This window comes from Paenibacillus glucanolyticus NBRC 15330, from assembly GCF_004000885.1.
Taxonomy (GTDB): Bacteria; Bacillota; Bacilli; order Paenibacillales; family Paenibacillaceae; genus Paenibacillus_AQ; species Paenibacillus_AQ glucanolyticus.
The window spans coordinates 187,930-194,707 of record NZ_BIMC01000011.1 but is presented as its reverse complement, the minus strand read 5'-3'; the positions used below and the strand labels follow the sequence as shown (position 1 = coordinate 194,707).

The following is a 6,778-nucleotide window of genomic DNA, read 5'->3' as shown; positions in this document are numbered from 1 at the left end:
GCTTATGGTGTCCGTTACATTTGAATTACAGCCTTTTTAACAGGAATAACGGCTGTGCTGTCCGTTAGATCTGGTTTGGTCTCGTTCAGAACACCCCACGGTGCCTTGTTGATCTCGTTCTGAGCATTCCATGGTACCTCACTTCTTCTCAGAACACCCCATGTTACCTTGGCTATGTCGATATGCGTAACGCCAGCACGAGAGGCGCTACGTTCTCACCCCAGCGCATGCGCAAAACCTGATCGCCACGTTGGATAGAGCGGCTCCCAGCCGTACTCCTTCCGAGCTTTGGCATTCGAAGCACCACGTTCGCCACGATGGCTCCCCGCTTGATATTCAGGAGTAGGTGCTTGCAGCGCATCCGCATACACCGGCAGCCACAACGTTCCAGCCGCAGGCTCGTCATCAACAATGTTTACCGGACCTATTGGCCAATCCAGCGCCAGCAGAGCAGCATTCGCCGCATCCTCAACATGAAGAAATGACGTAACCCCATCCGTTGACGGGAGCGCTCGATGCACTACCTTTTCCGCAACACTCCCCTTGGCATCGTACCATGTGTTAGGGCCATACAGCATGCCATATCGTAGAATGACGTGATTTGGCAGTTGTGCGACAGCATGTTCCAACGAAACGATGCCGTCGATCGTAGTCTTGCGCGGCGCAGGTGCATGAATGTCCAGGGATACCTCTTCGTTGGCGGGGTAATCCCCGGGCTCATAGGCCCACGAAATGCTTTGAGCAATCATTCGCTTAACGCCTGCAGCCTGAGCAGCTTCCACCAAATGGCGTGTTCCCTCCATGCGAATCCTCGCATTATCCTCGAGGTTCCATTCGCTTAATGAAGTGAGCTGATGAATGACCACATCCGGGCGTATGTCCTCGATTACAGCTATCATCCCTTCCCGATCAAAGGCATCTGCGACAACGCCCCTGGCTCCCCAGGATTCAATGAACTTCTTACGCTGAGGGTTGTGTGTCATTCCTACAACCTCGTGACCTGCCTGAACGAGCTTGGGAAGCAGTAATTGCCCAATGACTCCTGTGGAGCCGGCTACAAATATGTTCAACTTAACGACCTCCAATCGAATACAAATAGGAATGAACCCAACGTTGTCAGACCGAACTTCAGTGTAGGGGTAGTTTCCATCTTAGCATGATAGGGATAGACCTATTAAGTGCCACTTTCCATGGAACGGACTATACCAATGCCAATTCTTTCGATGAAGACGGTTCCCTCAACAATCGAATAGACCGCTCGCGGTATCGCTTTTCACATGAAAAAACACGCCTATTCGGCGTGCTTCAAATATGTAGCATGTAAAATTATTCTGGAAAATCCCTTACAATCATTCTATGCGTTTAAATCCGTTATCGCCGGCACATTAATTTCTTTGACACATGCCGCCTTCGATAAACCGACTACGCACCGGACAAGCGAGACGATATCTTGAACCGGGATTCGGGTGCCCCCGTATTCGGATATGGCCTTCTCCGCCCCATCTTCATAGGGGATCTCGGCTGCAAGCTCGCCCGGATTAATGCAAGTAACCGCTATCCCGTCTTTGCGGACATGCTCCCGCAGAGCATGGGTAATGCCGCGCAAACTGAATTTGGATGCCACAAAAGAGACTTGGGCATTGTTCGTATGATCCAAGCCGGCAGTGGAGCCAATCATAATGATTTTGCCTGCTTCGGATTTACGCAGATTCGGCAGTAGCGCTTGCATGCAGGTTATCGTAGAGGTGATATTCACATGTATGATGTTAGCAATCTCCGCAGGGTCATCCTCATCAAAATTATAGTGATCCTCGAAACCTTCTTTTTCCCATATCCCAACGTTATATATCAACACATCCAGTTTCTCATGCTGTAAGGAATTTGCCACTTCTTGAACGGCCTTCGGCTGTGAGAGATCGGCTTGGACCCATTTTCGCTGGACCCCATCCTCCATATCCAAACTGCCCGGTCTGCTTCGGGATACCACCCAAACCCGATCTCCCGCTTGGGGAAGGCCTTTGACAAAGGCGTCTCCCAGCCCTTTGCTTGCACCAAATATAATATAATTCTTCATTCTTAGGTCTCCTTGATAAAATAATGAATTTGGCTTGCTCTTGTACCTACCTCATTATACATGGACTTGTCGCGCAGATCGAAATGGGCGGTCTGCAGCATGTTCCACATAACCAAAAAACGCACCACTTCATGTGGTGACGTTTTCCGGGTTTAACTTGCCGGACCGGCGCTATAGCCGCGGTCCAGCTAGCTTGATAGCGTCTGGTATGTCACGAAATTTCTCGAAATTTTGAGCAAATAACCTCCCAAGCTCTCTCGCTCCACGGTCATACGCGTCCTTATCTACCCATACGTTCCTCGGGTCTAGCAGCTCATCCGGGACTCCGGAAATAGCGGCTGGAATCCATACGCCAAACACTGGCTGGGGAATGAACGAGGTGTTCTCGATACTTCCATTTATAATAGCTGTAATCATAGCTCTTGTGTATGACAGGTTCATCCGTTGGCCGATCCCGTACGGACCGCCGCTCCACCCTGTGTTGACGAGATAGACGCGGGTATCGTGCTTCGTGATGTTGTTCCCGAGCATTTCTGCATACACATTCGGCTGAAGGGGGAGGAACGGGGCGCCAAAACATGCCGAGAACGTGGCTTCAGGCTCCGTGACGCCGCGCTCCGTACCTGCCAGCTTGGAGGTGTATCCCGACAAGAAATGATACATGGCCTGCTCCTTCGTAAGCTTCGATACGGGAGGAAGCACACCGGAGGCATCTGCGGTTAAAAAGATAATGACCTTGGGATGACCGGCCACTCCCGGTATCACCGCGCCTTGGATATAATCAATCGGATACGCCGCCCGCGTATTCTCCGTCAATGCCTTATCGTTGTAATCGGCTTCGCCTGATACAGCATCAATGGACACGTTCTCCAGAACAGAGCCGAATCGAATCGCATTCCAGATCTGGGGCTCATTCGTCTGCGTCAGCCCAATGCATTTGGCATAACATCCGCCTTCAAAATTAAATACGCCTTTGTCGGACCAGCCATGCTCGTCATCTCCGATCAATCTGCGGTTCGGATCAGCGGACAACGTCGTTTTGCCTGTCCCCGATAACCCGAAGAACAAAGCCGTGTCTCCCGCCTCCCCGATATTGGCCGAGCAGTGCATCGGTATGACGCCGCGGAATGGCAGCAGATAGTTCAGCACACTGAAGATGGATTTCTTCATCTCACCTGCATAGTGGGTTCCCCCGATGAGCACCGTCCTTCTTGCGAAGGATATCGCAATGAAGGTCTCGGAATTCGTACCATCCGTAAAGGGATCCGCTTTCAAACCAGGCATCGCCAAAACAGTAAATTCGGGTTCGTGGGACTGTAATTCTGCCGCCGAGGGCCGTATGAATAATTGGCGGACAAACAGGCTCTGCCATGCGTGCTCGTTAACGATTCGAATCGGCAATCGATAATCGGGGTCTGCCCCGGCATATCCGTCAAAAACGAATAACCTGCGATACTCCATGTAATTCATCATCTTCTCATATAGCGAATCGAATTGTTCCGGAGTCAGTGCCTGGTTGACTCCGCCCCAAGCAATATGGTCTTCCGTTTCGCTTTCTCTAACAATAAATTTATCCTTCGGTGAACGTCCAGTATACTTTCCAGTCAAAACTTGCAGAGCGCCTGCGGAGCTAAGCTTCCCCTCTCCTTGAGAAAGAGCTGCCTCCACAAGTTTGACAACCGGCAGGTTTCTTCGAGATGTCTCCACATGCAGGCTGGCCATCCGTATGTTCATTTTACGATTTGCGTTCACCGTAATTCCTCCCATTTCAGCCTCTTCATATCGTTATTCTTCGTCCATGACAACTCCCGGTATATCCAAACGGCTGTGCAGCTCCCGGCACTCCGGTTGATCGCATACACCATAGAAGGTGGCAATCCGATCCGTATCCACTGTATCGACTTGAGCGTTGCAATGTCTGCATAAGATGACACCCATATTCATTTGTTTAACGGAATCGTTCATGCTTCACTCATCCTCTCTTGTACCAGATGGGTTAAGTCTATAACTCTGCTTGCATATCCCCACTCATTGTCATACCAAGCCATTAATTTAATAAATCCATCAGATGCGCTTACCGTTAAGCCATCTATGACCGCTGACTTGTCGTTTCCTATAAAATCGGCAGATACAAGCGGTTCCTCCGTATAATCCACATATGCCGAAAAAGCACCTCTTGCCGCTTCGCGCAGCACGCCCTGTACATCCTCCGTTGTCATCTCTTTTGAGACCCGCAGGGTCAGATCAATCAGGGATACGTCCTGCGTTGGAACGCGGATGGAGCTTCCCTCAACGCAGCCGGACAGATGGGGAAGCACATCGATCAGCGATTTGCCAACACCTGTCGAAGTCGGAACAATGGATTGCGTACAGCCCCTGGCCCTTCGCAAATCCTTGTGGGGATTATCGAGATGCCTCTGGTCCGAGGTGAAGGAATGTATGGTGGTCATCCATCCCCGCTCCACGCCGTACGCCTGATCCAAAATAAACAATACGGGAGACAAGCAGTTCGTTGTACAGGATGCCGCCGACAGCAGAGTGTGCTTCCGGGGATGATACTGATGGTCGTTGACCCCCATGACAACCGTCAGATCCATTCGGTCTCCCGGCGCGGAGATGATCACCGTTGATGCGCCTCCCGCCTTATGCTGCTCTGCGCTCTCACGGTTGTTGAACTTTCCAGTCGCATCAATGACGATCTCCACGCCAAGGGCTTGCCATGGTATGCGCGATGGATCAGGCTCATATATCACCTGTATGGAGTGCCCATTAATGATAAGGGCATCGTCCTTTCCCCATATCGCAGCATCCCACGTCCCATGAACCGAATCGTATTTCAACAAATGGGCGATGGTCTCAATGGGATGCATGCTGTTAATCGCCTTCAGTTGAGTTGAATGCTCAGCCATCAGCTTCCTGATCAATAACCTGCCGATTCTCCCCATTCCGCTTATACCGATTCCCGGATTCATTTCATCCCTCCGATTATGCGCTTTATATATCCTTCTTACGCAATTAATGTACAATATAAATAAATAATGCGCAATATATAATAGCATATTTGTTGTAAAATTATTATTTATGACGTCATATTAAAATAATACAAAAACCACCCTCTGTATTCACAAAGAGGCGGTTACTGCCTGGTGCTGCCAAATCGCCCCATAAGTACACCGTTTGTCCTCAATGAGCACACACAAGATCCGAGCAATCCGCTTTCGTTATACGATTCCATCACCTAACCGGACTTAAGTTAATTTTTTTAATTACATCCGTGATTGTTGGTACAGAAATTGCTTGTTTAATCTTCATAAGTTCAAGTCAAGGTTATCACCAAACTTGCGGAGGGATCATGATCATGATGATAAGAATCGAACGAGACGAATTAGGGGCTGTAGAGGTACCAGCCTATGCTTACTATGGGATTCAAACACTGCGAGCCGCCGAAGTTTATCCGACTGCCGGAACGCCCGTTCACCAAGCGTTTATCGCAGCCATGGCTAATGTTAAAATCGCGGCTGCAAAAGCAAATCTGGAAATCGGTGCGCTGCCTCAACGAATCGGCAACCTCATTGTACAGGCAGCAGAAGAGATATTGAGGGGTAAACATTCGAAGCACTTCATCGCCGATTGTTCGCAAACCGCATCCGGGGATATTCTGAACACCAATATGAATGAAGTACTGGCCAACCGCGTCCTGGAATTCCTGCTTGAAGATAAAGGAAACTATGGCGTTGTCAATCCTGAGCTGCACGCGAATTTAGGTCAGACGTCAAATGGGGTCATGTCGGCTTCTCTTCAGATCGCAGCTTATCGGCTCACACAGGATTTAATCAAGTCCTTGCAGGAATTGATAACCGAATTATTGTACAAAAAGGAACCCCTCGACCAACTCCAAACGCCAGAAATTTCTATGTATCATTCCGGTGCTCCGCTATGGCTCAGCCGCCAATTCGAGGATTATCGCCAGTGCATTCAAAGCGATATGACACGACTGGACAAAGCCGTCTCGCAGATGAATACCATCTGCTTGAATTCGGCAGCCATGGGCAGACAGCCTGATCATCATTCCGGATTTAACGAGAGAGCCACCTCCCATTTACAGGAGCTAACCCAAATCGAGCTGTTTGCTTCCAAGAGCGGGGAACCATCTTATCATGTTGTTGTTGAGCTCTCTTCCGCACTAAAAGGCCTGGCTGTTGACCTGTCCAAGTTATGCAGCGACATTCGCCTCGGTGCTTCGTTGGAGCAGATCGATATCCATCCGACCAACGGCATCGTACACGAAAAGGCCGTATCCCTAAGCCAATCTGCCTTTCAGGTCATGGGACTCGACCACAGCATCAGCCTCGCAGCCGAAATCGGCATGCCGGATCGAAACGCTATCCCGCCCATTATCATCTACAATGTGATGGAGTCCTTGAGCTTGCTTATCAACGGAATCCAATCCTTCACGCTGGGTGCCAGGGGAAACTCGAATTCTTCCAGCCCAGTCTTCCGCTAAATATCCCCTGATAGGGGTAACTACAGGGGCAATTGAAATGAAATAGCGGCGCAGGAATACTCCCTGCGCCGCTTTTTTTTAAGATGAATCATAGCGCAGTGTTCCACAGAGACTAGAACCACGGAAGAAAATCGTGCTCCATTGCCCAGCATCCCTTTCGGGAGCCCCTTCAGTTCTGTTCCAAAGGCTCGGGGCCAACA

At 49.9% G+C, this 6,778-nt stretch carries 6 protein-coding genes; 1 reads left to right on the top strand and 5 read right to left on the bottom strand.

Annotated features, from left to right (window positions below; all coding sequences use genetic code 11):
* Positions 1 to 215: 215 nt before the first annotated feature.
* From PGL02S_RS17290 to gap, 5 genes are all read right to left on the bottom strand, one after another.
* The gene (locus tag PGL02S_RS17290) at positions 216 to 1,070 is read right to left on the bottom strand and encodes an NAD-dependent epimerase/dehydratase family protein (RefSeq protein ID WP_036643232.1); all 855 of its coding nucleotides are present in this window, start codon (positions 1,068 to 1,070) and stop codon (positions 216 to 218) included.
* 284 nt (positions 1,071 to 1,354) lie between these two features.
* A complete protein-coding gene (locus PGL02S_RS17285) occupies positions 1,355 to 2,074 on the bottom strand; it encodes an SDR family oxidoreductase (protein WP_006211963.1) in 720 nt (239 codons plus the stop codon).
* A 171-nt stretch (positions 2,075 to 2,245) separates the two neighbouring features.
* Positions 2,246 to 3,808, bottom strand: a complete 1,563-nt coding sequence (pckA, locus tag PGL02S_RS17280; protein ID WP_051449323.1) for a phosphoenolpyruvate carboxykinase (ATP) — start codon at positions 3,806 to 3,808, stop codon at positions 2,246 to 2,248.
* A 51-nt stretch (positions 3,809 to 3,859) separates the two neighbouring features.
* Entirely contained in the window at positions 3,860 to 4,039 is a 180-nt protein-coding gene (locus PGL02S_RS17275; RefSeq protein ID WP_036643233.1) for a GapA-binding peptide SR1P, read from the bottom strand.
* The gene (gene gap, locus PGL02S_RS17270; RefSeq protein ID WP_036643234.1) at positions 4,036 to 5,046 is read right to left on the bottom strand and encodes a type I glyceraldehyde-3-phosphate dehydrogenase; all 1,011 of its coding nucleotides are present in this window, start codon (positions 5,044 to 5,046) and stop codon (positions 4,036 to 4,038) included. Before gap ends, PGL02S_RS17275 begins: the two co-directional genes overlap by 4 nt.
* A gap of 386 nt (positions 5,047 to 5,432) precedes the next feature.
* Between gap and PGL02S_RS17265 the strand changes: the two genes are divergently transcribed.
* Positions 5,433 to 6,578, top strand: a complete 1,146-nt coding sequence (locus tag PGL02S_RS17265) for a lyase family protein (RefSeq protein WP_036643235.1) — start codon at positions 5,433 to 5,435, stop codon at positions 6,576 to 6,578.
* Positions 6,579 to 6,778: the final 200 nt, after the last annotated feature.

Bases quoted from the DNA above. Each gene is read 5' to 3' on its own strand.
- PGL02S_RS17265 (WP_036643235.1), top strand. From the start codon at position 5,433: ATGATGATAAGAATCGAACGAGACGAATTAGGGGCTGTAGAGGTACCA.
- PGL02S_RS17275 (WP_036643233.1), bottom strand. From the start codon at position 4,039: ATGAACGATTCCGTTAAACAAATGAATATGGGTGTCATCTTATGCAGA.
- pckA (WP_051449323.1), bottom strand. From the start codon at position 3,808: ATGAACATACGGATGGCCAGCCTGCATGTGGAGACATCTCGAAGAAAC.
- PGL02S_RS17285 (WP_006211963.1), bottom strand. From the start codon at position 2,074: ATGAAGAATTATATTATATTTGGTGCAAGCAAAGGGCTGGGAGACGCC.
- gap (WP_036643234.1), bottom strand. From the start codon at position 5,046: ATGAATCCGGGAATCGGTATAAGCGGAATGGGGAGAATCGGCAGGTTA.